The organism is Streptomyces sp. NPDC055254, from assembly GCF_053606025.1.
In genome coordinates, this window is record NZ_JBSGQV010000017.1 from 111177 (window position 1) to 135546 (window position 24370).

24 protein-coding genes and 1 pseudogene are annotated in these 24370 nt (G+C 73.0%); 12 read left to right on the plus strand and 13 right to left on the minus strand.

Annotated elements, in window-relative coordinates; genetic code table 11:
• Positions 1–38: 38 nt before the first annotated feature.
• The 3 genes from ACWFQ8_RS18665 to ACWFQ8_RS18675 all read left to right on the plus strand — a co-directional run bounded on the left by ACWFQ8_RS18665 (position 39) and on the right by ACWFQ8_RS18675 (position 2872).
• Positions 39–1091 carry a serine hydrolase domain-containing protein gene (locus ACWFQ8_RS18665; protein ID WP_453787332.1) on the plus strand — a complete coding sequence of 351 codons (1053 nt, stop codon included), beginning with the start codon at positions 39–41 and terminating at the stop codon, positions 1089–1091.
• Between the two features lie 225 nt (positions 1092–1316).
• Positions 1317–1724 carry a YciI family protein gene (locus ACWFQ8_RS18670; RefSeq protein WP_453787360.1) on the plus strand — a complete coding sequence of 136 codons (408 nt, stop codon included), beginning with the start codon at positions 1317–1319 and terminating at the stop codon, positions 1722–1724.
• Positions 1721–2872 carry an RNA polymerase sigma factor gene (locus ACWFQ8_RS18675; protein ID WP_453787333.1) on the plus strand — a complete coding sequence of 384 codons (1152 nt, stop codon included), beginning with the start codon at positions 1721–1723 and terminating at the stop codon, positions 2870–2872. The genes ACWFQ8_RS18670 and ACWFQ8_RS18675 overlap by 4 nt, the downstream gene beginning before the upstream one ends.
• Before the next feature lie 117 nt (positions 2873–2989).
• On the opposite strand, the gene ACWFQ8_RS18680 is transcribed toward ACWFQ8_RS18675, so the two are convergent.
• Positions 2990–3244 (minus strand): WhiB family transcriptional regulator, encoded by a 255-nt coding sequence (locus ACWFQ8_RS18680; RefSeq protein ID WP_453787334.1) that lies wholly within the window; start codon positions 3242–3244, stop codon positions 2990–2992.
• 147 nt (positions 3245–3391) lie between these two features.
• On the opposite strand from ACWFQ8_RS18680, the gene ACWFQ8_RS18685 reads away from it, so the two are divergent.
• Complete coding sequence (locus ACWFQ8_RS18685; RefSeq protein ID WP_453787335.1) at positions 3392–3697, plus strand: hypothetical protein; 306 nt, start codon at positions 3392–3394, stop codon at positions 3695–3697.
• Here the strand turns inward: ACWFQ8_RS18685 and ACWFQ8_RS18690 are convergent.
• Positions 3687–4112 (minus strand): DUF3592 domain-containing protein, encoded by a 426-nt coding sequence (locus ACWFQ8_RS18690; protein WP_453787336.1) that lies wholly within the window; start codon positions 4110–4112, stop codon positions 3687–3689. The two genes, ACWFQ8_RS18685 and ACWFQ8_RS18690, sit on opposite strands and share 11 nt — an antisense overlap.
• Before the next feature lie 117 nt (positions 4113–4229).
• Between ACWFQ8_RS18690 and ACWFQ8_RS18695 the strand changes: the two genes are divergently transcribed.
• A complete protein-coding gene (locus ACWFQ8_RS18695) occupies positions 4230–6194 on the plus strand; it encodes an acyl-CoA dehydrogenase family protein (RefSeq protein ID WP_453787337.1) in 1965 nt (654 codons plus the stop codon).
• Positions 6195–6299: 105 nt separating this feature from the next.
• Here the strand turns inward: ACWFQ8_RS18695 and ACWFQ8_RS18700 are convergent, their stop codons facing one another.
• From ACWFQ8_RS18700 to ACWFQ8_RS18710, 3 genes are all read right to left on the minus strand, one after another.
• The gene (locus ACWFQ8_RS18700; protein ID WP_453787338.1) at positions 6300–6491 is read right to left on the minus strand and encodes a DUF4236 domain-containing protein; all 192 of its coding nucleotides are present in this window, start codon (positions 6489–6491) and stop codon (positions 6300–6302) included.
• Positions 6492–6696: 205 nt separating this feature from the next.
• Positions 6697–7236 carry a hypothetical protein gene (locus ACWFQ8_RS18705; RefSeq protein ID WP_453787339.1) on the minus strand — a complete coding sequence of 180 codons (540 nt, stop codon included), beginning with the start codon at positions 7234–7236 and terminating at the stop codon, positions 6697–6699.
• Positions 7237–7354: 118 nt separating this feature from the next.
• Positions 7355–9127 (minus strand): BCCT family transporter, encoded by a 1773-nt coding sequence (locus tag ACWFQ8_RS18710; protein WP_453787340.1) that lies wholly within the window; start codon positions 9125–9127, stop codon positions 7355–7357.
• A gap of 262 nt (positions 9128–9389) precedes the next feature.
• On the opposite strand from ACWFQ8_RS18710, the gene ACWFQ8_RS18715 reads away from it, so the two are divergent.
• Positions 9390–9971: a TetR/AcrR family transcriptional regulator gene (locus ACWFQ8_RS18715; RefSeq protein WP_453787341.1), complete on the plus strand. Its 582-nt coding sequence runs from the start codon at positions 9390–9392 to the stop codon at positions 9969–9971.
• A 57-nt stretch (positions 9972–10028) separates the two neighbouring features.
• On the opposite strand, the gene ACWFQ8_RS18720 is transcribed toward ACWFQ8_RS18715, so the two are convergent.
• From ACWFQ8_RS18720 to ACWFQ8_RS18740, 5 genes are all read right to left on the minus strand, one after another.
• Entirely contained in the window at positions 10029–11192 is a 1164-nt protein-coding gene (locus ACWFQ8_RS18720) for an oxygenase MpaB family protein (protein WP_453787342.1), read from the minus strand.
• A gap of 22 nt (positions 11193–11214) precedes the next feature.
• The gene (locus ACWFQ8_RS18725; protein WP_453787343.1) at positions 11215–12261 is read right to left on the minus strand and encodes a polyprenyl synthetase family protein; all 1047 of its coding nucleotides are present in this window, start codon (positions 12259–12261) and stop codon (positions 11215–11217) included.
• Positions 12254–12547: a polyprenyl synthetase gene (locus ACWFQ8_RS18730; protein ID WP_453787344.1), complete on the minus strand. Its 294-nt coding sequence runs from the start codon at positions 12545–12547 to the stop codon at positions 12254–12256. The genes ACWFQ8_RS18725 and ACWFQ8_RS18730 overlap by 8 nt, the downstream gene beginning before the upstream one ends.
• 544 nt (positions 12548–13091) lie before the next feature.
• Positions 13092–15551, minus strand: coding sequence for a bifunctional serine/threonine-protein kinase/ABC transporter substrate-binding protein (locus ACWFQ8_RS18735; protein ID WP_453787345.1), 2460 nt, complete (start codon positions 15549–15551; stop codon positions 13092–13094).
• A 375-nt stretch (positions 15552–15926) separates the two neighbouring features.
• Complete coding sequence (locus tag ACWFQ8_RS18740) at positions 15927–16214, minus strand: hypothetical protein (protein ID WP_453787346.1); 288 nt, start codon at positions 16212–16214, stop codon at positions 15927–15929.
• A gap of 394 nt (positions 16215–16608) precedes the next feature.
• On the opposite strand from ACWFQ8_RS18740, the gene ACWFQ8_RS18745 reads away from it, so the two are divergent.
• Positions 16609–17871, plus strand: a complete 1263-nt coding sequence (locus ACWFQ8_RS18745) for a PP2C family protein-serine/threonine phosphatase (protein ID WP_453787347.1) — start codon at positions 16609–16611, stop codon at positions 17869–17871.
• 189 nt (positions 17872–18060) lie between these two features.
• A complete protein-coding gene (locus ACWFQ8_RS18750; protein WP_453787348.1) occupies positions 18061–18456 on the plus strand; it encodes an ATP-binding protein in 396 nt (131 codons plus the stop codon).
• Between the two features lie 18 nt (positions 18457–18474).
• Here the strand turns inward: ACWFQ8_RS18750 and ACWFQ8_RS18755 are convergent, their stop codons facing one another.
• A complete protein-coding gene (locus ACWFQ8_RS18755) occupies positions 18475–19680 on the minus strand; it encodes a PP2C family protein-serine/threonine phosphatase (protein WP_453787349.1) in 1206 nt (401 codons plus the stop codon).
• 183 nt (positions 19681–19863) lie between these two features.
• Here ACWFQ8_RS18755 and ACWFQ8_RS18760 point away from each other — a divergent pair, with 183 nt between their 5' ends.
• Entirely contained in the window at positions 19864–20322 is a 459-nt protein-coding gene (locus tag ACWFQ8_RS18760; RefSeq protein WP_453787350.1) for an LIC_13387 family protein, read from the plus strand.
• A gap of 81 nt (positions 20323–20403) precedes the next feature.
• On the opposite strand, the gene ACWFQ8_RS18765 is transcribed toward ACWFQ8_RS18760, so the two are convergent.
• A complete protein-coding gene (locus ACWFQ8_RS18765) occupies positions 20404–20817 on the minus strand; it encodes an ATP-binding protein (RefSeq protein WP_453787351.1) in 414 nt (137 codons plus the stop codon).
• Between the two features lie 70 nt (positions 20818–20887).
• Positions 20888–21235: an STAS domain-containing protein gene (locus ACWFQ8_RS18770; protein WP_453787352.1), complete on the minus strand. Its 348-nt coding sequence runs from the start codon at positions 21233–21235 to the stop codon at positions 20888–20890.
• A gap of 419 nt (positions 21236–21654) precedes the next feature.
• On the opposite strand from ACWFQ8_RS18770, the gene ACWFQ8_RS18775 reads away from it, so the two are divergent.
• From ACWFQ8_RS18775 to ACWFQ8_RS18785, 3 genes and pseudogenes are all read left to right on the plus strand, one after another.
• A complete protein-coding gene (locus tag ACWFQ8_RS18775; protein WP_453787353.1) occupies positions 21655–23238 on the plus strand; it encodes a PP2C family protein-serine/threonine phosphatase in 1584 nt (527 codons plus the stop codon).
• Positions 23235–23489, plus strand: a pseudogene (locus ACWFQ8_RS18780) (B12-binding domain-containing protein); the annotation flags it as partial. The gene ACWFQ8_RS18775 and the pseudogene ACWFQ8_RS18780, both read left to right, overlap by 4 nt.
• Before the next feature lie 303 nt (positions 23490–23792).
• On the plus strand, positions 23793–24293 hold the full coding sequence (locus ACWFQ8_RS18785; protein WP_453787354.1) for a MarR family winged helix-turn-helix transcriptional regulator: 501 nt from the start codon (positions 23793–23795) through the stop codon (positions 24291–24293).
• The last annotated feature ends 77 nt before the right edge of the window (positions 24294–24370 follow it).

The following is a 24370-nucleotide window of genomic DNA, read 5'->3' on the forward strand; positions in this document are numbered from 1 at the left end:
CACCGGTCGCACGGGGGGACGCCGCGATGATGTCCGTCATGGCACAAGAACTCGCAACGCTCGCCCAGCAGACCGCGGACCGGCTGGCTGAGCAGCACGTCGGTGTGGTGGTCGCCGCGGTGGCGGATGACGTCGTGGAGATACGGGGTGCCGGAAGCACCGGCGCGCACCACGGGCGCGTCCCCGATCCCGGCACGGTGTTCGAGATCGGCTCGGTGACCAAGGTGTTCACCGCCCTGGCTCTGGCCCGCCTGGCATCCGCCGGCGTGGTGGGCCTGGACGAGCCGCTCGGCGATCTGCTGCCCGCCGGGACGGCCGTTCCGTCGCGGGACGGCCGGCCGATCTCCCTGCAGCATCTGGCCACCCACACCTCCGGTCTGCCGCGACTGCCCCGGGGCATGCTGCTCCAGGCCCTGCTGCGCCCGTCGAAGCCGGATCCGTACGCCGGCTGCACGGCCGAAGCCTTGCTGTCCGGGCTGGCCGGGACCCGTCTGGGGGCCACTCCGGGGAAGCGGTTCCGCTACTCCAACCTCGGAGCCGGGCTGCTGGGGCTGGCCCTCGCCCGCCGGGCGGGCACGGAGTACGAGACCCTCGTCACCCGTGAGATCTGCGCCCCGTTGGGCATGAGCGACACCGTCGTGACGGTGGACGGCGCCCGCTCGGAACGCTCCGCGCAGGGCCACGTGCGCCGCGGGCGGCCCGCCGCACCGTGGCACCTCGCCGACCTGGCGGGAGCGGGCGGCCTGCGGTCGACCGCGACCGACCTGGTGGCCTTCGTACGGGCCCAGTTGGACGGCGGTCCCGCAGGGCTCGCCGAGGCGATCCGTCTGAGCCGGGCGGTCGAGCACCGCAGGAGCTCCTTCGCCTGGGTGCACCTCGGCTGGATGGCCCACCGCCTGCACCCGCGGCAGGGCGGCCACCTCCAGGTCTGGCACAACGGAGGGACAGGGGGCTTCTCCTCCTTCGTGGGCTTCGACCCGGAGAAGCGGCTCGCCGTCATCGCCCTCGGCAACACCCGGCGCCCGGTGGACGGCCCTGCCTTCGACCTCCTGCGCACCCTGCAGGCGGAGCGTGCGGCCGAGCCGAGCTGACCCGGCTCGGCCCCGGTCCGGCCGACGCCTACGCGAACGGCCCGCGGAAGCAGGTCCTCGACGTCGTCCGAGGGGTGAGTCGCTGACGCGCGGGAGGCGGGTGAAGCGGGGATTCTTGGGGGCCGCCGAAAAAACTTCGCGGTGGGATGTCGAGAACCCGCGCACGGCTCCGTCCCAGGAGCGGACACGGCCACACGGGGGCCGTACCTCACCAAGGAGATCATGATGGCCAAGTACCTGCTGCTCAAGCACTACCGGGGCGCGCCGGCAGCCGTCAACGACGTGCCGATGGACCAGTGGGAGCCGGAGGAGGTTTCGGCCCATGTGCAGTACATGCGTGACTTCGCCGCTCGGCTCGAAGGCACCGGAGAGTTCGTCGACGGGCAGGCGCTCTCCCCGGAGGGCACGTTCGTCCGCTACGACGGCGAGGGGCGGCCGCCGGTCACCGACGGGCCGTTCGCGGAGACCAAGGACCTGATCGCCGGCTGGATGGTGATCGACGTCGAGACCTACGAGCGCGCGATCGAGCTGGCCGGCGAGCTGTCCGCGGCTCCGGGGGCCGGCGGGAAGCCGATCCACGAGTGGCTGGAGGTGCGCCCGTTCTACGGCGAGCAGCCCACGGCCACCGAGTGAACGAGCACGAGTCGCTGCTGCGGGAGCTGGTGCCGGCGGTGATCGGTGTTCTCGTCCGCCGTGGAGCCGACTTCGCGGAGGCGGAGGACGCCGTGCAGGAAGCCCTGGTCGAGGCCGTGCGCGGGTGGCCGCAGGACGCGCCGCGGGACCCCAAGGGCTGGCTGGTCACGGTGGCCTGGCGCAAGTTCCTCGACGCCGTGCGCGCCGACACCTCGCGGCGGCGGCGGGAGGAGCTGGTGGAGGCCGAGCCCGTGCCCGACCCGGGCGGGGCGGTGGACGACACGCTTCGGCTGTACTTTCTGTGCGCGCATCCGTCCCTGACACCGGCCTCGGCCGTCGCGCTCACGCTGCGCGCGGTCGGTGGTCTGACCACGCGGCAGATCGCGCGGGCCTACCTGGTGCCGGAGGCGACCATGGCCCAGCGGATCAGCAGGGCCAAGCGGACCGTCTCGGGCGTCCGGTTCGATCGGCCCGGTGACGTCGCCACGGTGCTGCGCGTGCTCTACCTGGTCTTCAACGAGGGCTACTCGGGCGACGTCGACCTCTCCGCCGAGGCGATCCGGCTCACTCGCCAGCTGGCGGCCAGGACCGACGACGAGGAGGTCGTGGGCCTGCTGGCGCTCATGCTGCTCCATCACGCACGGCGCCCGGCGCGGATCGGCCCCGACAGCAGGCTGGTGCCGCTCGCCGAACAGGACCGCGGCCTGTGGGACACCCCTCTGATCAGCGAGGGCGTCGGGATGCTGCAAAGTGCCCTCGCCCGTGACCGCCTGGGCGAATTCCAGGCCCAGGCGGCCATCGCCGCGCTCCATGCCGACGCCCGGACCGCCGAGGAGACCGACTGGGTGCAGATCGTCGAGTGGTACGACGAACTGGTGCGCCTCACCGACAGCCCGGTGGCCCGCCTCAACCGGGCCGTCGCGGTGGGCGAGGCCGACGGTCCGCGGGCGGGCCTGGCCGCCTTGGCGCGGCTCGACGCCTCCCTGCCGAGGCACGCCGCCGTCGCGGCCTACCTGCACGAGCGCGATGGCGATCCGGTGACCGCGGCACGGCTCTACGCCCTGGCCGCCCGGTCCGCGCCCACCCTCCCCGAACGCGACCACCTCACGCGACAGGCCGCCCGCCTCAACGCGCGGCTGCGCGGTTGAACGGCGGACCGTCCCGGCGGCCGCCGGGTAGCGGCCGCCGCCCCCGATGCCCGTGACCGTCCGCTCGCGTGAGCGAGCCGTCCCGGGCGGGTTGCCGAACCTGCGGAGAGCGCCGGGTCAGGCTTCCAGGCGGGCGCGGGCCGCTCGGGTGCGGCGCTTGACAGCACGCCGCTCGTCTTCGGTGAGGCCGCCGCACACGCCCATCTCCAGGCCCCCTTCCAGGGCCCATTCCAAGCAGTCGTTCAGCACCGGGCAACGGCGGCACACTGCCTTCGCCTTCTCGATCTGGAGCAGGGCAGGGCCTCCGGTGCCGATGGGGAAGAACAGGTCCGGGTCTTCCCGCCGACAGGCGGCCTCGTGGCGCCAGTCCATCGTCGTGCCTCCGTTCGCGTCGCCGGATGGTTCTCCGCTCGCCTGACCGGTATCGGCGGCTGTATGCGGCGCGGCGGGCGATCGACCGGCCCTTTTTCGGACCGGTCGGCTTCCGTTTAGGCCGCGCGCCTGGGGTAGGCGGGCCGCATGTTCAAGCATCGACGTGTTCGTACGGCTGCGGTACTGGCCATCAGTTGGGTGGCGTTGGCAGGCGTCGAGCGGTGGAACGAGGGCGCGTCCTGGCGGGCGGCTCTGCTCAGCGGGCTGGTGTGGGGGGTCGTGGTGGCCGGTGCTTGGTGGTTCGCCGAATGGACGCAGATGGGCCGCCCCCGGGGGACACGGCCCGGGGGCGGCGCGGGTACCGAGGAGCCGTCGGCCAGGGCGGAGGCGGAAGACGGGCGGGGCGCGCTCGGCGGACGGGCCGGCGTCCCGGGGGTGTCGGTCAAAGAGTGAGCAGGCGCACGAGCAGCACGGTCAGTGTTCCCGCTGTGAACACTGATCCGAGGACGGTGAAGAGCAGGTCGACCGTGGTGACGTCCCAGCCCTGGATCTCGAACCGGCGTGGGTTGTGCGGGTCGTACCGGACGACGGCGTCCGTGCCGACGCCGAAGGCGGCTGCGATGGAACCGCGTCCGAACCGGGAGGGGTACTCGCACGCGCGGCCGTCCCGGGTCGTCCAGGCCGCGACCGGGAAGTAGAGGGTGGATCCTTCGTCGTCCCGCCTGGTGTCGTGGCGGACGATCCGTCCCTGGGCGGTGACGCCTGTGCGCCGCAGCGCCCGGGCGCGGCGCAGTCCGTACACGCCGAATGCGAGGCAGACCAGGCCGATCGTCAGCGGGATGAGGGAGAAGAGCCATGCGCGTTCCATGTGTGGTGCGACGCGTGGGCGGCGGCGCCGGTTGCGGGTGGGGCGGGGGTGACGGGCGCGGTTTCTGCCACTCGTTCGTCCCCGGTTGATCGTCCGGCGGCGGGGTAGCGGAGCGGCATGGCTCCCGAGAACGCTTCCACCCCTGCGGCGACCGGTTACGTGCGGCCCGAGATCGACGTCCCTTCGCTGACCGCGGTGCTGGACGGCGAGTACTCCGGGATCCGCGACCTCGTCCGCACCAACCTGACGACGTACGCCGGCGTCCTCGAAGAGGCCGACGAGCTCGGCATCGACGCGTTTCGCGAGCGGGTGCGGGAGATCGTCGTCAAGATGGCCGCGACGGGCCAGACCGGCATGGGCTTTCCCGCCGAGTACGGCGGGGGCGGCGACGTCGGGGCCTCGATCGCCGCGTTCGAGACGCTGGCGTTCGGTGATCTGTCGGTCCTGGTGAAGGTCGGCGTGCAGTTCGGGCTCTTCGGGGGCGCGATCCTGCATCTGGGCACCGGGCGCCACCACGAGGCCTACCTCCCGGACCTGATCAGCGGGGAGCTCATGGGCTGCTTCGCGATGACCGAGACCGGGCACGGCTCCAACGTCCAGGCGCTCGGCACGGTGGCGACGTACGACCCCGCGAGCCGGGAGTTCGTCATCACCACCCCAGGCGACCACGCGCGCAAGGACTACATCGGCAACGCCGCCCGCCACGGCGAACTCTCCGTCGTGTTCGCCCAGTTGGAGGTGGACGGCTGCCCCCGGGGCGTGCACGCCTTCGTCGTCCCCCTCCGGGTGGGCGGCGGGACGGCGCCCGGCGTCCGGATCGAGGACGACGGCCGCAAGATGGGGCTCAACGGTGTGGACAACGGCCGCATCTGGTTCGACGGTGTGCGGGTGCCGCGCGAGGCGCTCCTGAACAGGTTCGCCGACGTCACCCCGGAGGGCGTCTACGAGAGTGCGATCGACGACCCGAACCGGCGCTTCTTCACCATGCTCGGCACCCTGGTGCAGGGCCGGGTCAGTGTCGCCGGCGCGGGTATCGGCGTCGCCAAGGTCGCCTTGGCGGTCGCCACGAAGTACGCGGTGCGGCGCCGGCAGTTCGAGGCGGCCTCCGGCACCGGGGAGCAGGTGCTCCTCGACTACGGGCTGCATCAGCGCCGCCTGCTGCCGCTGATCGCCCGCACGTACGCCTTGCACGTCGCGCAGGACGTCGTGCGCACGCAGTTGCACGAGGTCTTCTCCGGCATCGAGGACGACGCGCGGGCGCGGCGCCGGCTCGAATCACGGGCCGCGGGCCTCAAGGCGCTCGGCACCTGGCACGCCACCCGGGTCGTCCAGGAGTGCCGCGAGGCGTGCGGCGGCGCCGGCTACCTGGCGGTCAACCGGTTCGCGGCCCTCAAGAGCGACAGCGACGTCTTCACCACCTTCGAGGGCGACAACCACGTCCTGCTGCAGCTGGTGGCCAAGGGGCTGCTCACCGATCACGCGAGCGAGTTCGAGGACCTCGACCAGCTCGGCATGGTCCGCTACGTCACCAACCTGGCCGTCGAGACGGTCATCGAGCGGACGTCGGCCCACAAGCTGCTCGAACGGGTACGCGACCTGCTGCCCGGCGGCGACGAGTGGGACCGGGAAGCGGGCCTGCTCGACTCGGAGTACCAGCTGGCGATGGTCCGCTTCCGTGAGGAGCACATGCTCGCCGGACTGGCCCGGCGGATCAAACGCGGGATCGACCACGAGCGCGATCCCGGCGCCGTTTTCTCGCAGGTGCAGGACCATGTCATCGCGCTCGCGCGCGCGCACGTCGAGCGGCTGGTGACGGAGGCCTTCGTCGACAAGGTGCGCGCGCTGCCCGAAGGGGGCGAGCGGGCGGCTCTCGCCCTCCTGTGCGACCTGTTCGCCCTGTCGACGATCGAGGCGGACCGGGCCTGGTTCATGGAGCACGGGCGGCTGACCGTCCAGCGTTCCAAGGCGATCAGCCGCGAGGTGAACGACCTCTGCCGCAAGGTGCGTCCCCTCGCGGTCGACCTCGTCGACGCGTGGGGCATTCCGTCGGCCGTGCTGCGGGCGCCGGACCTCGTGGGCTGACCCGGACCCTGGCCCGGTCGGGGGGTCGAGGGTGGCTTCGGTCGTCACAACGGAACGAACCCCCGGCCCGCCGGGGGTTCGTGGACGCGGCGCCTGCCCGGTGGGTCAGCCGCGGCGGGTCTTGCGCCAGCCGAAGGGGCCGGGCAGGTCGACCGAAGTGGTACGGCGTCCGGTGCTGCTGTGGGTGTGGCGGGGGCCGTACTTGCCGCCGCCGGTGGTGATCGACCACGACTTGCGGTTGATGTTGAGCCGGACGCCGGGCAGGATCCGGAAGCTCTTGCGGAATGTCAGCGGCATGGCGTCTCGCTTCCTCAGTGGGCGTAGGGACGGGCGGCCCGACTGCTGCTGTGCGCGGGCCAGTTGGCATACGTGTGTCCGGCGCGGCCCGTTCCATGCGCCCGGGGGCCGGATCGGGCCGGGCGCGCCACGCCGCGCATCCTGTGCCTGGTTGCCGTCGGGGCCCGGGGGTGTTCCGGGAGGCGGCCGGCTCGACCGCCCGTCCTCACGGCGCCGGCTCGGCCGTCCCAGGTGCGGGCGGTGTGCCGGTGACCGTCCAGGCGGCCGTCCCCCACAGGGAGAGCGCGGCGGTGACACCGACCACGAGGCGCACCGTCGTGTCGGGCGCTTCGGTCGCCCATGCGGCGAGCCCGGCCGTACCCGCCATGATCAGGAGGGCGGCGGGGACCCGTAGGCGGGGCTGCTCGAAGACCGTCGCGAGGGGGATGAAGTGCAGTCCGACCACCAGGGCGACCAGGGGCGGGATCAGCACCGGGGATCCGGTGCGGACGCAGACCACGGCGATGGCGATGACGAGGGTCCACTGGAGGGCGTTGATCTGGTTGAACCGCCGTCGGCGCTCGGCCGGGAAGGGTCCTCCTGCCGAGGGGGGCAGGAACCGTTTCGCCGCCAGCATCAGACCGAGCGCGAGTAAGCACCCCACGACGATTCCCACCGGCCGGACCCGGCCGTCGAACGCGGTGGTGCCCAGCAGCCACCAGCCGACCCCGAACAGCGCGAGGAACCCCACCCCTGATCTGAACATGACCGCACTGTAGTGCGCGTTCTGTGCGGACGGAGGCGGATCCCGGTGCATGGGTCGAGGCCGCTCCGGCCCTGCGAAAAGGGTCCGGCCGGGTCGGGCGGCGCAGGGCCGGGGGCTGTCAGGGGGTCGGGGGTTCGGTTCCCGGGTCCTTGCGGTCGCGGTCCTCCTTCTCTTTCCCGGGGCTCTCGTCCCGCACCGGGCCGATGCGGATCTCGAACTCGCCCGCGTACTTCTCGTGGCCCGCGATCACGGCTTCCTCCATCGCCTCCTCGGCGAGTTCGCCGCGGACGATCAGCGGGTCCCGGCGCAGGTCCCGCAGCAGGGCCCAGCACATGCCGATCATCACCAGGACGAAGGGGGCCGCGACGAGGATCGTCAGGTGCTGCAGACCCGCGAGGGCGTCGCCCTTGCCCTCGCCGACGAGCAGCATCACGGCCGCCACGCCGCCGGTCACCACGCCCCAGAAGACGACGACGAACCGGGCCGGTTCGAAGGTGCCCTTCTGGGAGAGGGTGCCCATGACGATCGACGCCGCGTCGGCTCCGGAGACGAAGAAGATGCCGACCAGAACCATCACGAGCAGGCTCATCACGCCGGCGATGGGGAACTCCTGGAGCACGCCGAAAAGCTGTGCCTCGGGCGTCGTCGCGTCGCCGAGTCGTCCCTGCTCCTTCAGGCGCATGGCCGTACCGCCGAAGACGGCGAACCAGATGAGGCTCACGGCGCTGGGCACCAGGATGACGCCGCCGACGAACTGCCGGATCGTGCGGCCCCGGCTGATGCGGGCGATGAACATGCCGACGAAGGGCGTCCAGGAGATCCACCAGGCCCAGTAGAAGACCGTCCAGCTGCTCAGCCAGTCGGCGACGTCACCGCCGCCGGTGGACGCCTCGGTGCGGCCCATCAGTTGGGGCAGCTCGTCGAAGTACGCGGCGAGGGAGGTGGGGATCAGGTCGAGGACCAGGATGGTGGGGCCGACGACGAACACGAAGGCCGCCAGGACGACGGCCAGCACCATGTTGATGTTGGAGAGCCATTGGATGCCCTTCTCCACGCCGGAGACGGCGGAGAAGACGAAGCAGACGGTCAGCACGGCGATGATGGTGACGAGCAGACCCGTCCCGGCCTTGCCCAGCCAGCCCACCTCGTGCATGCCGCTGCCGATCTGGAGCGCGCCGAGTCCCAGCGACGTGGCGGAGCCGAACAGCGTGGCGAAGATCGCCAGGATGTCGATCACCCGGCCGGGTGCGCCCTCGGCGCGCTTCCTCCCCAGGAGCGGGACGAAGACGGCGCTGATCGTCTGCCGCCTGCGGCGCCGGAAGGTGCTGTACGCGATGGCCAGGCCGACCACGGCGTAGATGGCCCAGGGGTGCAGCGTCCAGTGGAAGAGCGTGGTGGCGAGCGCCGTCTGCATGGCGTCCGCCGAGTCGGCGGGGTCGGTACCGGGCGGCGGGGTGGTGTAGTGCGCGAGGGGTTCGCTGACGCCGTAGAACATCAGGCCGATGCCCATCCCGGCGCTGAACATCATGGCGACCCAGGAGACGGTGCTGAACTCCGGCTTCTCGTGCTCCTGGCCCAGCTCGATCCGTCCGTACCGGCTGATGGCGAGCCAGAGCGCGAAGACGACGAATCCCGAGGCGACCAGGACGAACGCCCAACCGGCGTGGTGCATCAGGCCGTTCAGCAGGGTGTCGGAGACGCTTTCCAGGCTGCCGGTGGCCGTGGCGCCCCAGATCACGAAGCCCAGGGTCAGTACGGCCGTCACGCCGAAGACCACCCGGTCGGTGACGGGCTCCTTGTCCTCGTGGGGGTGGCGGCCGGGCAGGGCCGCCTTCACGGGCAGCCGCAGCCTCTGCCCCGGTTTGCGTTGCTCCTGAGACACAGGCGGCACCTTTCGCGATCATGGCCCGATTTGACCTCTGATATCCCGTACCACGGCGTGCACACCTGTCCCGGCAGCAACAGGCGTCGTTCGGGCGTCCTTCTGTGCGGGGTGGGCCGCACGGGTCAGCACCCCGTCGGGGGCGGCGACGACGAAGTGGCGCTGGCCGAACTCCTCCGTGCGCAGGGGCAGTACTTCCGGCAGGCCGGCCTCCGCCACGAGCCGTTAACATACCCCCGGTACGCGAAAGGGAAAGGATGGTGGGCTCGCGATGGCGGTCAACCGGGCGGAGCAGCGGGCGGCCACGCGGCGGGCGCTGCTGGCCGAAGGGCGGCGGCGGTTCGCCGACGACGGGTACCACCACGTGGTGCTGGCCGAGGTGGCGAGGGCCGCCGGAGTCACCAAGGGGGCCGCCTACCACCACTTCGACAGCAAAGCGGGGCTCTTCCGCGCCGTCGTCCGCGAGGTCCAGCAGGAACTGGGCGAGCGCGTGGCGGCCGCGGCCGAGCGGTACGAGGACCTCTGGGAGCAGCTCCGGGCCGGCTGCCGGGCCTTCCTGGCGGCGGGGACCGACCCCGCGGTGCGGCAGATCCTCCTGGTCGACGCGCCGACCGTGCTGGGCTGGGAGGAGTGGAGGGCCCTGGACGAGGAGTCCTCGGCCCGGCACCTCGCGGAGGCCCTGGCGGCGCTCGCCGCAGCGGGGATCATCGCCGATCAGCCGGTGGAACCCCTGGCCCGACTGCTCTCCGGGGCGATGAACGAGGCCGCGCTCTGGATCGCGCGGGGCGGGGACCCGCACGCCGCGGAGCAGGCGCTCGACCGGCTCCTGGCCGCACTGCACACCCCGGCCTGACCTCCCGGCCGTCGGCGCGTGCCGTCGGCGGCCGCCGTCCCGGCCCCCCTGGTGCGCCTACCGGCCGATGGTGGCCGGCGGCGGGGTCCAGCGGCTCTTGGGCGGTACGGCGGTGCTGACTCCGAAGTCGCTCTTGAGCTGTTCGGGGATGGCGTAGTGCATGACGCGGCCGCGGGTGAGCGAGGACAGTTCCAGGACGCTCGTCAGGTGTCCGATCCGGTCCAGGGCCCAGGCCGCCAGCGATGAGCGGTCTTCGATGGTCTCCAGCACACCCAGCAGGGCCGGGGCGGCCTTGACGACGGCGTCCCAGGACGTGCGGGGGACCTGGAGCCAGTCGGCACAGGTGTCTCCGATCAGGTAGCGGATCAGGGCGGAGACGACCGGGTCGAAGAAGGTGCCGGGCACGACTTCCTCGTAGAGGTCGATGAGCTGGCGGGTGAGTCGGGCCCCCTCCTCGCTGGGGCCCATGTGGCGGGTCATGTACAGGTCGGAGAAGGCGCGGGCTTCCTGGAGGTCCTGGGGGACGTGGTCCTGGTCGATGCCGAGGACGGCGCCGACCACCTTCCAGGCGTAGTAGTACGCGTCGGCGCCTTCCCTGCTCATGTGGATGCCGAGGCGGTGCAGGGCGTCGAGGACCTGGATGGAGAACATCATCTGCCCGCCGATCATGTCCTCCTGGCAGATGGGTGTGCCCAGAGCGGCGGTGTCCCAGCGGTCCTCGCGCGTGAGGTGGTGGCGGATGGAGGCGTGCAGGAGCCGTACCTTCTGGGCGGCGGGGATGAAGCGGCTGCCGGCTTCGAACGCGTCGGGCCGCATGAGGTAGACGGTGAACTGGCCCGTCTCGGCCATCCGCTTGGAGGGGTACTTCAACGAGTGGGTGGCCGACAGCAGCTTGGCGACGTGGGGCAGCACGTAGCAGGCGGGCATCGAGGCGAAGGACAGGGCGGTGGAAATGTGCACGTTGTTGTCGATGAAGAACAACCTCGCCCTCTCCATCTCGCCCCAGTCCACCCAGTCCGGCGGCGCACTGGTCGCGTGCAGGTACTCGCGGGCGACGTCGGGCAGTCCCTCGGGGAGGTCTTGGCCGACGGTGGAGACGTAGCGCATGAGCGTATTGAACTTCCCGACCTCCCCGCGCTCGAACAGGGCCGCCACGGTGGCGTCGGCGAGTTCGTCCCCTCGGGTGCGCAGGGCGTCCATGGATGCGGGGGTGCAGGTCATGTGCTGCTCCGTGGGGTGTCGGTCAGCGGGTTCGGGTGGTCGCGTGCGTCGCCAGTGCCGACAGGGCGCGGTGGGCTTCGCCGGTCAGGTCGGCGGCGGCCAGGGCTTCGTGCGCGTGGCGGAGCCGGACGGTGATCATGTCTTCGACGCGGGTGACGGCTCCGGTGCGGTGGGCTATCTCCCGGGCGCGTTCCACCTGCCGCTCGGTGAGGTCCGCCCGCCCGAGCAGCCGGTGCAGCTCGGCGTGCTCCGTCTTCGTGGCGCCGCCGAGCGCGTGGGCCATCAGCGCGGTGGGACGGTTCGCGGTCAGGTCGTCGGCCGGGTCCTTGCCGGTCTGCTCGGGGTCGCCGAACAGGCCCAGCAGGTCGTCGCGGAGCTGGAAGGCCTCGCCCAGCGGCAGGCCGTAGTCGCTGTACGCCCGGAGCAGAGCGGGCGGGGCGCCGGCGAGGAGGCCGCCGATCTGCAGGGGGTGTTCGACGGTGTACTTGGCGGTCTTGTAGCGGATCACCTTCACCGAGGCGTCCGGGTCCGGTGCGCAGCCGGTGCGCAGGACCTCCAGGCACTCCCCGGCCACCAGTTCGCGGGCCAGTACCGCCCACAGCGGCCGGGCCCTGCCGAGGAAGGCCCCGGGGAGCCCGGAGGTGGTGAACAGCTGGCCGGCCATCGACAGCAGCAGGTCCCCCACCAACATGGCCAGGGTGCGGGCGCCGGCCTTCGGTCGGGCGGTGAGGACCTCCTGCAGGGCGATGTGCGCGGTGGGGCGACCGTGCCGGGTGCGGCTGCGGTCGATCAGGTCGTCGTGGACGACGGCGGCCGCGTGGACCAGTTCGATCGCGCCGGCGGCGCGTACCAGTGCCTCGCTGTCGGGCCGGCCGGTCCCGCGCCAGCCCCAGTAGCAGAACGCGGCGCGCAGGCGTTTGCCGTGGCCGGTCACGGCGTGCAGTTGCTCCGAGACCGGCGTGAGGCTCGGGTCGATGGCGGCCAGGGCCCGTGCTTCCGCGGTGACGAAGGCGCTGAGGACCTGGTCGACGCGCTCCTTGAGCAGGGCGTGCTCCTCCTGTTCACTCACGGTCGTTCTCCCCCTGCGGGCGTGAGGTGACCGAGGCGACCGTGCGGGCCAGGACTTCCAGGTGGGCCGGCGCTGCCGCCGCGTGCCGGTCGAGGAGCAGGCGGCCGCGTGCCTTGGTCTCCTCCTGGCCGTCGGCGAGCAGGTCCCCGAGATCGGCGCGGCGCAGCAGGTCGTTGACGCCGCCCACGGCGCTGCTCAGTGCGCTGAACGCCAAGTCGGCGAGGCCGGCGACCAGTGCCACCGCGTCCTCGGCGAGGCCCGGCCCGCGTGCGTGGGGGTGTGTCACAGCATGTCTCCTCTGCGGTGCGGGGCGGTGCCTGCGCGTGCGGGACGGGGCCGTCGGGGGCTGCGCGTGCTACCCGGGCATCAGGCCCGACATGCCGGGGCGGGTCACGGTGGCCAGGGCCGCGGCCCCTGCGCCGGCGGCGCCGGTGGAACCGTGCACGCCCGTGCTCGCGGCCCGCGGCTCCCCGACTCCGCGCCGATGCCGTGCGGTTGGCCACTGCCGGCCGGACACCACCGTTCGTCACGACACTCCCCCGCGTTACACCCGGCAGCCCGACCCGACCCGGCCAGTGTCGAGTGCAAGCACCACGCACCGCGCCGGAAACGGGCGACCCGTCACCCGTACGAGGGGCTCGCACACCGGGCCGAATCCGCAGGCGTGTTCACGGCTGCCGCGGGGCTCGCGCAGGCCGCGGCCGCTGCCCGGCGGCACGGGCGCCGGCCCCGGCGGCACGGGCGCGGTACCCCGCGGCGGCCGCTCCCGCGTTCAGCCGGGCGGGCGCCCCTGGGGCCCCGAGGAGCCCGGGCGCGGCGTCCCGCGGAGGTCAGCGGGTGGCGGGGGTGCTCGTCACGGTCGTCCAGTTGCCGCCGTTCACCGCGTAGACCGTCAGGCGGCGGGTGACCGCGTCGCCGTTCGCGTCGAAGGCGACGCGGCCCGTGGCGCCGTCGAAGGCCAACCCCGCCACGGCCTGCGGGAGTTTGGCGCGGGCGTCGCCCGGGAGGGTGCCGCCGTTGGCCGTCACGACGGCCTTCACCGCCTCGATGAGGGTCCAGGTCGCGTCGTACGCGTAGGGGCCGTACCAGCCGGCCGGCTCCGGGTACCCGGCCTTCCCGTACCGGGCGAGGAAGTCCTGACCTGCCGCCGATTCCTCGGCGGGTACGCCGATGTTGGTCGCGAGGTCGCCCTCGGCCTTCGGGTTCTCCGTGAGGTACCCCTGGTCGAAGATGCCGTCGCCGCCCATCAGGGGGGCGCTCACTCCCGCCTGCTTGAGCTGCTGGGAGATGGGCGCCGCGGTGTCGTAGTAGCCGCCGAAGTAGACGGCGTCGGCGCCCGAGGACCGCACCCGCTCGGCGAGGCCCGCGAAGGCGCGTTCCGCGGGGTCGACCTGCTCGGTGCCGACGACGGTCCCGCCGAGCTTCGTGAACTCGGCCGTGAGACCGGAGGTGAGGGCGGTGCCGTGGGCGCTCGCGTCGTCGACCACGTAGAGCTTGGTCTTCTTCGCCTCGCCGTGCAGGTAGCGGGCGGCGAACGGCCCCTGGTCGACGTCCGTGGCGACGGTGCGGAAGTAGGTGGAGTGCGGACGGGAGGTGGTGCCCGCGGCCCAGTCGGGGCCCAGCGTCAGCACGGGGTCGGTGTTGCCCGGTGACACGTTGACCAGGTCCGCCCGGGCGAGCGGTGGCACCAGGGTCTTGGCGACACCGGAGTTGAGGGGTCCGACGACCCCCAGCACCTTCTCGTCGGACACGAACCGGGCGGCGTTGGGGGCGCCCTTGGCGGGGTCGGCCCCGTCGTCCAGGGCCTTGATCTCGAAGTGCACGCCGGGGACGTGGCGGGTTTCGTTGGCGGTCCTGGCCGCCAGGTCGGCGGAGTTCCTGATTCCGAGGCCCATCGAGGACAGCCCGCCGCTGAGCGGTGCGTCCACTCCGATCACCACGGTGACGGGGGAGGCCGCCGAGCCGCTGCCGGCCGTCCGGCCGCCGCGGGGTGCGTCGTCGTCACCGCTGAGGGTCCAGGTCAGGACGGAACCCGTGGTGAGCGTGGCCAGCGCCGCGCCCAGGATCAGGGAGCGCCGGGTGAGGGCCCTCCGCCGGGCGGACGCCGGCTCGGCGCGCCGCGTCCCGGCCGTCTCCTCGCGCGTGACCGGGTCCGCGCGCGTGACCGGGTCCTCGGCCGGGGGGACGGGCGCGGGTACGGGCGCGGGTGGGCCGGTCGGCGGGTCCGGTACGGGGCGCTGCGGGGTGCCGTCGGTGGACCCGGGGTCCAGGACCGTGGGGGTCTGCGGTGAGGGCGTCGTCGAGGGTGCCTGCTGCGGCACCGTCGCCGCGTCCGGTGCGGGTGCGGGTGTCGGTGCGGGTGCGGGGGTCGCCCTCGGATCGGGAGCGGGAGTGGGTGCGGATTCGGGTGCGGGTGCGGGCCGGTGCCCCGGCCCGGTCCCGGTGGACGCGTCGGTCCGGGGCGGGGAGGAGCGCAGTACCGATGCCAGCATCTCGGCGGCTTCCGCGGCGCTCGCGCGCTGCGCCGGGTCCTTGGTGAGGAGCGCGTCCAGTACGGGTGCCAGCGGGCCGGCGTGGACCGGCGGGCGGTGCGGTCGGGTGAACACGGCCACGGCGAGGGCGTGGAGCCCCTCCGCCTCGAACGGCGGGTGCCCCTCGACGGCGTGGTAGAGGGTGGCGCCGAGCGCCCACAGGTCGTTGGCGGGGGTCGGGCGCTTGCCCTCCAGCTGCTCCGGCGGCATGTACTGGGGTGTGCCGATGACGATCCCGCTGTGGCTCAGCTTGGTCGTGGCGTCCGCGAGGTGGGCGATGCCGAAATCGGTGAGGACGACGCGGTCCTTGGTCAGGAGCACGTTGTCCGGCTTGATGTCGCGGTGGATGATCCGTGCCCCGTGCGCCTCGGCCAGCGCGTCGAGTACGGCGGCGCCGATCTCGGCCACCCGCTGCACGGGCAGCCGGCCCCGGCTGCGGATGTCGGCGGCCAGGGACTGCCCGCGGATCAACTCCATGACGATGACGGGGGCGCCGTGGTGGTCCACGACGTCATGGACGGTGATGATCCCGGGGTGGCTGAGAGTGACCGCCGCACGGGCCTCGCCGGTGAACCTCCGCAGCAGTGCGGCGCGGTCGCCTTCTTCCATGCCCGGCGGGAAGAGGATCTCCTTGACCGCGACCTCGCGTCCGAAGAGGTGCTGGTCAAGACCGCGCCAGACCCGGCCCATGCCGCCCTGGCCGATGCGTTCGACCAGCTGGTACCGGCCGGCGATGAGTTCGGGATTCTGCTCGGTCACGCGCACACTCTAGGTCCTGCTGAGCCGATCAGGTGACGGAAGGATGGCTTGATCACGCCCGCGGCCACCAGGGCGCGGTGCTGCCCGGCAGGGGGACGCGGCACGCTCCCGCCCCCGTGTCCCGGCTCGGTGTCGGGCGGACGCTCCTGGTACCGCGTGGCGCTTCGGCCGGACGCTGTGCGGGGGCGTCCATGTGGAGGCGGAGGGTGGTGCCCCGGTGTGGCGCAGCTCGGAGAGGTGCGCGGCGCTGCGTGCCCGGCGCCGGTCCTTCCCGCGGTAGGGGCCGGGTCGGTCCGCCGGCCCGCAGCGCGGCACGCGTTCGCCCTGCCCGGGCGTGGGACACCTCTCGACCCGCCCCGGGTTCGGCCGCACCGTTCAGGCGTTCGCGTGGCGCGGGGTGACGGTCCGGCGGGGCGCGGCGTGGTGCGCCGGCTGCGTCGGGGGCCGGAGGCGCCGCAGCCACACGGAGGTGGTGATCAGCAGGCCGGTGAACACCGTCAGGAGGAGGACCGAGACCCACATCTGGCGGCTCCCCGGATGCAGCCATCCGGCCCAGGCGGCGGCAGCCGCCCACAACAGGGCTCCGGCCAGGTAGAGGGAGCGGACCCGGCGCAGCTGGCGGGCGGCGCGCAAGGACGTGAGTGGTTCGCGCTGGGGTGCCATGTCCGCCCGTGTACCCCGAAGTTGCGTGTGTTCACAGGGGAATGCGGGGGTGGGGGGTCGGGGGTCCGGCCCCGGTCCTGGGTTTCGGGTGTCCGGGGGGCGGTGGGGGCTCGGGCCGTCGCGGGCGTGGCGGAGCTTGCCCCTGGAGGGTTTCGAGGCATCCCGTTGATTCGACGCAGCGCTGCCGGCGCGACCCGGCGGACCGCGGGCTCCCCGGGTGGGGCTCTCGTGGTGCAATTGACTTGTCCCGTGCCGTCTCGGCGTGGGTCTTTCATACATCCGGGACGGGGTCCCGAGCGTCATCGAGGGATATGGGGTCGCTGTGACCGCACAAGGGCCGGACGGCGGGAAGGCCTCTCCTTCTCCGGTGGGCGGGGGCCGGCGGGGCAGCGCGATGACGTTGACGGGGACGTTGGAGGCGGCGGAGGCCGCGGCCCCCGTGGAGTCGCTCGACGTGGTCGCGCGCATGCTCAAGGAGCAGCTCGGGGCCGCCTCGGTGTCGTTCCTGATCACTGACTTCACCGGCAGTTCGGTCGTACGGCTGGGGGCCGCGGGCAGTGTCGAGACCGATGAGCCGGCCCGGCGCATCTCGCTGCGGGGCACCCTGTACGACGACGTGATCCGCAGCCAGCGGCCGCGGGTGGAGGACGGGGGCGGGGGCGAGGGGCAGCTGGTGCGCGTGGTCGCCCCGGTGACCAATCGCGGGGACGCCATCGGCCTCCTCGAACTGTTCCTGCCCGCGGCGCCGAGCGCGGAGGTGATGCGGGAGATCGGCGAGACCGCGCACGCGCTGGCGTACATCGTCATCGCGAACCGGTCCCACACCGATGTGTACCAGTGGGGCCGGCGCACCAAGCCGCTGAGTCTGGCCGCGGAGATCCAGCACCGGCTGCTCCCGGCGTCGCTGGCGTGCGAGGCGGCGCAGTTCGCGGTCGCCGGGGCGTTGGAGCCCGCCGACCACGTGGGGGGTGACACCTTCGACTATGTGATCGACCGGGACACGGTCCAGCTCTCCGTGACGGACGCCATGGGTCACGACGTCGATGCCGCGCTGCTGGCCACCTTGGTCGTGGGCGCCCTGCGCCGGGCACGGCGGGCGGGTGGCGACCTCGCGGAACAGGCCCGCCAGGCCGACCGGGCCATGCGGGATCACGGCCGCAAGGGCTATGTCACCGGCCAGCTGCTGCGCATCAGCCTGCTCGACGGCGGGACCGAGTTCGTCAATGCCGGGCACCCGTGGCCGCTGCTGATGCGGGACGGGGAGGTGCGGGAGATCGTCCCGCAAGTCGATCTGCCGTTCGGTCTCGGTCTCCACACCTCGCCCGCCCGGCCCGCCGCCTACCGGGTGCAGTCGCTGGACCTGCGGCCGGGTGATCGGCTGGTGATGCTGACGGACGGCATGCTGGAGCGCAACGCCGAGAGCCTCGACCTTACGGACCTGATCACCGCCACCCGTGCGCTGCATCCGCGCGAGGCCGCCCGCACCCTCATCGGGGCGATCGTCGAGGCCGCCCGGGGCCATCTGGACGACGACGCGACCGTCATGTGCCTGGACTGGCGCGGCGTGGGCAACTCCCGGCGCGACGCCGCCACCGGCGCCGACCTCACCGACGCCTCGCGACCGTCAAGGACAGGGCGGCCCGCTCCCGGGCCGTGAGCGTCCGGCCCGGATCGTCCGGCGTACCGGGTGCGCGGAGGGGCCGGTACGCCGGACGGTACGCCGACCAGTGGGCGGGCCGGTACGCCTCCAGCGGCTCCGGCGGATCGAACCGTGGGGCACGAACAGAGATTTTTGGCCGCATGAGGGGCAGGCGCCGTACACGTCCACCAGGCGGAAGGAGGCTCGATGGCGACGCCCGTGCTCAATCAGCCCGTACCCCGCACCGGCCGGCCCACCACATCGGCACGCAACGCCACCCGCGCCTTCCTCCACCGCGCCGCGCAGGTCAGGCCCCCTGCCCGGCCCGAGAACGCCGACGGCGTCCTCCTGGTGGTGGCCGAGCTCGTCACCAACGCGATCCGCCACACCAGCGGGCCCTGCACCCTCCACCTGGAGCTGCACGGGGATCACCTGGAGATCTGCGTGACCGACTCCAGCCCCCACCCGCCCCGGCCCCAGCCGCCCCACACGGACGGGACCGGCGGTTGGGGATGGCTGCTGATCAACCACCTCACCACCCACGTCCACATCGAACCCACCCGCGACGGCGGCAAGACCATCTGCGCCCACACCCCCTGGTAGATCGGTTCCGCCGATCGGTCAGGCCTCGGTCGGGGCATCCCCGGGGGTGGCTGCGGATGCGGGGCCGTACCAGTCCAGGCACAGGACGGTGGCGTCGTCCCGCACGTGGCCGTTGCCGGCGTCGGTGACCGCTCCCACCAGGGTGCGCACGACCTCGCGCGGGTGCTCCGCCGCGGTCTTGCGCAGCAGGCCGGGGAGATCGACTGCTTCCGCTTGGCGCTCCTGCATGCCGTCGGTGTAGAGCACGAGCCGGTCCCCGGCGCGCAGGTCGAGGCACTGCACCCGGTACGGGCCCTGCTGGGCGATGCCGAAGGGCAGGTCCACGACCAGGTCGAGTTCGTCGACCACGCCCTCGCGCAGCCGCAGCGGCCAGGGGTGGCCGGCGTTGACTATCCGCGCGCCGCTCCCGTCGAGGGCGATGCGCAGCAGCTGTCCGGTGGCGAGGGTGTGGCGGCCGTGTTCGAGGAGCGCGTGGTGGGTCCGGCGGGCCTGTTCGGCGAGGCCCTCTCCGGCCCGGCGGGCGCCGCGGGAGGCGTTGACGAGGAGGGTGGCCATGAGGGAGGCGTTGACGTCGTGGCCCATGGCGTCGGTGACGGACAGGTGCAGGGTGCCCCGGTCCAGGCAGTAGTCGTAGGTGTCACCGGCGATCTCGGCGGCCGGGACCAGAGCGCCGGCGAGCGTGAACTCCGGGGCTTGGCAGGAAGAGGCCGAGGGCAGGAGCTGGCGCTGGATCTCCGCGGCCAGACTCACGGCGGTGGTGCGGTTGCCCCAGTGGTACAGGTCGGTGAACCGGCGGTCGGTGACGATGACGTACGCCAGTGCGTGCGCCGCTTCCTCGACCTGTGCCAGCACCTCCGGGGCGGCCCGGGGAAGGAACAGCTCCAGGACACCGATGGTGTCGCCGCGGTTGGTGACCGGGGCGAGGACCCGCTGCCCCCGCTCGCCGTCCGGTTCCAGCACCAGCCGCTGGGAGCGCAGCACGTCGTCGTAGGCGCTGCTGCCGGCGAGGGGGACCTGTTCGGCGCGATCGTCCTGCTGCGCGGCCGCCGAGGTGTCGTGGACCCGCAGCAGGCGTCGGCCGACGGCGTCGACGAAGAGGAAGGACACGTACCGCGCGTCGAACCGGTCGCGCAGGTTGCGCGCCACGACGTCGAGGGATTCCACCGGCGCGGCCTGCTCCGCGGCCGCCAGCACCTCGGCCAGCCCGATCCGATCACACGCCACATCAGCCTCCTGCGGGTACGCCCCATCATCCGCCTGCGCGACCGTGGGCGCCTGGCCGGCGGCTCCCTCGATGCCTGCGGATGCCCCGCACCCACCACACCACCTCTACAGGTGTAGAGTGCGGTCTCGTTCACTACCCTCTACACCTGTAGAGGGTGTTCGGTCCGGCCCCAAGGAGTCACGATGAGCGCGATCGCCCCCACCGCCCCCAGGCGCACGCCGGAGCCGCTGCGGCCCTTCACGGTGGGGGCCGGCGGCTTGGTGCTGCTGGGTACGGGGCACCTCGCCCTGGCCGCCGCGGCGGCGTGGGGCGATCAGACCCCGCAGCAAGAGGCTTCCTCGGCCGCCATGCGGGCCACGAGCACGACGCTGCTGGGCCTGGAACGCAGCACCCTCGACGTCGTCCACGGCATGAGTTCCGTCATGGCCCTGTTCGTCATCTCCTGTGCGCTGCTGGCCCTGTTCGCGGCCCGGCACTCTCCGACCCTGATCGAGCGGCGCACCGCCTTCGGGTGGACGCTCCTTGCCGCCTCCCTCGTCGGCCTGGCGATATCCGCCCTCTTCCTGCCCCCTCCGCCGATCGTCGTCCTCACCGTCACCAGCGGCGCCTTCGCCCTGTCCCTGCGCCGGGCGACGCCCTGACCGGCCGGCAGGCCTCTTCCCGGCGGGCCCCGTGCCCCCGGGGTGCGCGGGCCGGCGGTACGGAAGGGGTGCGCGGGTGGTTCAGGCCAGGCGGAGGGTGGTGGTGATGGTTTTGCCGTCCGGGCGGCTGCTGATGTCGACGTGTTCGGCGAGGTGTTGGACGAGGGGCCATCCGAAGCCGCCCGGTTGGGCCGGGCTGTGCGTACGGACCGCGGGTGTGCGGGGGTTCGGGTCCGCGACGGACAGGTGCAGGGCGTCGTCCCGGATGTCGGCGTGGAAGGCGGTGACGCCGCCGCCGTGGCGGATCGCGTTGGTGACGAGTTCCGAGGTGACCAGGAGCGCGTCCGCGGCGGCGACGCTGTCGAGGCTGATGCCCGCCCGCCGCAGCAGTTCACCGACCCGCTCGCGGGCCGCGGCGGCGGTGGTCGGGGTGGCGCCGGACGTGTTCCTCCCGCACGCGGGCTCGCGAGTCTCGTCGGCGGTGGGCGGGTTCATACCGTCACCGCCTGCCCGGGGTCGTACGGGTCATGCCGGCCCACGCGCGTTCGCGGGGTGATCGGGGCGGTCAGCATGTCATCGCGGTCTCCAGGCTGTCCGTCATACGGAACGCGGATCCGGTGCCGGTGATGTCGAACAGTCGGCGCACCGCCGCCCGCAGCGGGCCCGCGAGGACGAACGTCTTCCCCGCCGCTTCGTGGGTCATTCGGGCGTCGAGCAGGGCGTGAAGGGCGTAGGAGTCCGCGAAGGTCGTCCGGGAGAGGTCGACCACCGTACGGGGGGTCCCGCTCGCGGCGGCCTCGGCGAGGGTGCGGGCCAGGGCGGGTGCGCTGTCCTCGTCGAGGTCCCCGCGCAGGCGGACGACCGTTATGCCTTCGTGCGTGGTCGCGGTCACCACGGGTTCGTCTCCGATCACTTCGACATCTTCCTACATCGCGGACCGCGGCTCCACGACAGCGCCCCGATGACGGCGCCCGCTCCCCCGGACCCAACCGGCCTGCCGGGCCGGGCCGGGCCGCGCGGGGCCCCGCGACCGCGGGAGGGCGGGCCGCAGGACGGCGGCGGTGAGGACTGTCACGGTTTCGGGCCGCTCGGCGGCGGAGGAACGATGTCCTTCCCGTGTGCATGCGGTGAGGGAGGGCGCCGCGCGGGGCACGTGGTTGCCAGGGAACAGGCCGATGGAGGATGGTTGCCGGAGGGCAAGTATTTTTCTTCGAGGCAATGAGGTGAGGGGTTCGCGCAGCGGGCCTTCGACGTTTGGTGAATCCCACCCAGGTCATTCCCCCTCCGCCCACGGTGAGCATCCCGTGGAGTGAGGCCCCTTACCCCGTGCTCGTGGCGGACACCCGATCGGTACTGACGTCCGTCAACGAGGCGGCCGCCTTGATCCTCCCCGCTGCCCGCCCGGGCTGCCCGGTGGCGCAGGCGCTGCCCGCATGGCTGGCCGCGGCGCACTCGCGGTACTCGGCCCCTCTTCCCGCGCAGCGGCAGGGCGCCGACCCGGGCCCGGTGGTGCGGGGCCCGATCGGCGACCGCGCCTACGAGGCGCATCCGACGGTGCGCGGCGACGGAACGGTGGTGTGGTGGCTGGTCGACGACACCGACCACCGACTGGCCCGTGAGGCCCTGCGGAGGGAACGGGAGCGCACCTCGTTCTTGACCCGGGCGTCCGACCTGCTGCTGTCCTCGCTCAATCCGGAGCGGTGCATGGACGTCACCGCGCAGATGGCGGCCGAGCACCTCGCGGACGCCGCGCTGGTGATCACGCCCTCGCGCGGACGCGAGCTGCCGGTGGTGGCCTGCCTGCGGGGCGAAGGGCCGTCGAGGTCCCGCGTGGCCGCCGATCCCGAACAGGTGCCGGGGCTGGGCGAGGCGCTGCGGGGCTTCCCGCCCGTTCCCTCCCGCTGGATCGATCCGGCCGCCGCGCCGCACTGGCTGGTCCCCCCGGGCTTCGGCGCGGTGGAGTCGATCGTCATCACCCCGCTGCCCGGTCACGGAGTTCCCGCGGGGGCGCTCGTCCTGTTGCGCGGGGCCGGGAGCGAGACGTTCACGGAGGGCGAGGAGGTCTTCGCCCGCCTGTTCGCGGCCCGCGCCGGCGCCGCGATGTCGGCCGCCCGCCTGTACGGGGAGCAGGCCTCGATCACCGAGACCCTGATGCGGGCCCTGCTGCCCCCGGCGCTCCACCAGGTATCTGGGGTGGAGTACGCGGGCGGCTACCGGCCCTCGCAGGACCACGAGCGGGTCGGAGGGGACTTCTACGACGTCCATCCCGCGACGGTGGAGGGCCAGGCCTCGCTCGTCGTCCTGGGCGACGTGTGCGGCAGGGGCTTGGAAGCGGCCGTGATGACGGGGAAGATCCGCAACACGATGCACGCGCTGCTGCCGATGGCGGACGACCACCAGCGGATGCTGAGCCTGTTGAACACCTCGCTCCTGAACACCGACAACGCCCGCTTCGCCACCATGGTGCTGGCTTCGGCGGTACGGGAGGGGAATGCGGTGCGGCTGCGGCTGACGAGCGCCGGCCATCCCGCTCCGCTGATCCTGCGCTGCGACGGCCGCGTCGAGGAGGCGCCGACGCACGGCACGCTGGTCGGCGCGCTCCCGGCGGTCACCACCGAGACGGCGGTGGTGATGCTGGCGCCGGGCGAGACCTGCGTGCTGTACACGGACGGGATCACCGAGGCGCGCGGCGGCCCGCTGGGCGGATCCATGTTCGGGGAGACCCGCCTGCGCCGGGCGCTGACGGAGTGTGCGGGCCTGCCCGCCGAAGCCGTGGTGGAGCGGGTGCAGATGCTGGCCTCGCAGTGGGTGGGGGCCGGCCGGCACGACGACATGGCCGTGGTGGCGATCTCGGCTCCGCGTACCAACCACCTGAGCGCGGTGAACGGGCACACCCGGGGCAGGTTCACCGCATGACCATCGATGCGGTCGCCCCTTCGGTGCTCGAACACCTGGCGGGGCGCATGTGGGAGGCCGTCGTCCGTGGCGACGAGAGCGCCGCGACCGCGGTGGTCGGCCGGGCGCTGGACGACGGGTCGGACCCGCAGAGCGTGCTCCTCGACGTGATCGCCCCGACCCAGGGCCGGGTCGGGGCGGAGTGGGCCGCCAACCGCATGGGCGTCGCCCAGGAGCACGCCGCGACCGCGATCAACGAGCGGGCCGTCGCCGGGGGCCTGGTGGCGGTCGACTCCAGCGGGCTGTCGACCCTGTTGATGATCCGACGGCTCACCGACGCCGCGGATGTGCGCCTGCACCTGGAGGAGCGGCCCGTGCAGCTGGACCGGATGCTCCAGGTGACCGGTACGCTGAGCCACCTCACCGCGCCGGGCCCGGATAACCGCTGCGACTCCTTCGCGGCAAAGAGACGCTCCACCGCCCCGGAGGAATCCGTACCGGCCCGCTCCGGCGGACCGGACACCCACGTCTGACCGGCACCGCCGGGCGGGCCCGCTCCAGCGGAGGGAAGGCAGATGCCGGCACCGGCCCCCGGGCCCCGCAGCATCGACCACGACGCGGCGCGTTCCATCAGCGACATCGCCGAACTCCTCGACGTCATGTGGGAGAACGCCCGCCGGACCAGCACGGCCGCCGCCGCGTCCACCGCGCAACTGCGCCTGATGTACCTGGTCGACCGTCAGCCGGGCATCCGCATGCGGGCCCTGGCCCACCTCCTCGGCGCGGCCGCCCCCTCGGTCACCCGGCTGTGCGACCGCCTCGAAGCCATCGGCTTCCTCGCGCGCCATTCCTGCGCGCACAGCGGCCGCGAAGTCACCCTGCGGCTGACCCCCGCCGGAGAGGCCCATCTCGCCCAGGTACGTGAGAACCGTGCGCGGGCGCTCTCCCACGCCTTCGAGGCGATGACGTCCGAGGGGCGCCTCGCGCTCGCCACCGGACTCGCCGCCCTGCGCCTCGGCCTCACGGCGAGCGGCGGCGGTGTCGACGTCCCGGAGCAGCAGAACCCGGCCGTCTGAGCGGCTGACCGGCTTGCCCGAACCGCCCTTTCCCCACGGGTGGGCTGATGTGGGTGGGGGCGGACCCGGTACGGGGA

Coding starts and splice junctions, on each gene's coding strand:
- ACWFQ8_RS18665 (WP_453787332.1), top strand. CDS start 39: ATGGCACAAGAACTCGCAACGCTCGCCCAGCAGACCGCGGACCGGCTG.
- ACWFQ8_RS18670 (WP_453787360.1), top strand. CDS start 1,317: ATGGCCAAGTACCTGCTGCTCAAGCACTACCGGGGCGCGCCGGCAGCC.
- ACWFQ8_RS18680 (WP_453787334.1), bottom strand. CDS start 3,244: ATGGACTGGCGCCACGAGGCCGCCTGTCGGCGGGAAGACCCGGACCTG.
- ACWFQ8_RS18685 (WP_453787335.1), top strand. CDS start 3,392: ATGTTCAAGCATCGACGTGTTCGTACGGCTGCGGTACTGGCCATCAGT.
- ACWFQ8_RS18690 (WP_453787336.1), bottom strand. CDS start 4,112: ATGGAACGCGCATGGCTCTTCTCCCTCATCCCGCTGACGATCGGCCTG.
- ACWFQ8_RS18695 (WP_453787337.1), top strand. CDS start 4,230: ATGGCTCCCGAGAACGCTTCCACCCCTGCGGCGACCGGTTACGTGCGG.
- ACWFQ8_RS18700 (WP_453787338.1), bottom strand. CDS start 6,491: ATGCCGCTGACATTCCGCAAGAGCTTCCGGATCCTGCCCGGCGTCCGG.
- ACWFQ8_RS18705 (WP_453787339.1), bottom strand. CDS start 7,236: ATGTTCAGATCAGGGGTGGGGTTCCTCGCGCTGTTCGGGGTCGGCTGG.
- ACWFQ8_RS18715 (WP_453787341.1), top strand. CDS start 9,390: ATGGCGGTCAACCGGGCGGAGCAGCGGGCGGCCACGCGGCGGGCGCTG.
- ACWFQ8_RS18720 (WP_453787342.1), bottom strand. CDS start 11,192: ATGACCTGCACCCCCGCATCCATGGACGCCCTGCGCACCCGAGGGGAC.
- ACWFQ8_RS18740 (WP_453787346.1), bottom strand. CDS start 16,214: ATGGCACCCCAGCGCGAACCACTCACGTCCTTGCGCGCCGCCCGCCAG.
- ACWFQ8_RS18745 (WP_453787347.1), top strand. CDS start 16,609: ATGACGTTGACGGGGACGTTGGAGGCGGCGGAGGCCGCGGCCCCCGTG.
- ACWFQ8_RS18750 (WP_453787348.1), top strand. CDS start 18,061: ATGGCGACGCCCGTGCTCAATCAGCCCGTACCCCGCACCGGCCGGCCC.
- ACWFQ8_RS18760 (WP_453787350.1), top strand. CDS start 19,864: ATGAGCGCGATCGCCCCCACCGCCCCCAGGCGCACGCCGGAGCCGCTG.
- ACWFQ8_RS18765 (WP_453787351.1), bottom strand. CDS start 20,817: ATGAACCCGCCCACCGCCGACGAGACTCGCGAGCCCGCGTGCGGGAGG.
- ACWFQ8_RS18785 (WP_453787354.1), top strand. CDS start 23,793: ATGCCGGCACCGGCCCCCGGGCCCCGCAGCATCGACCACGACGCGGCG.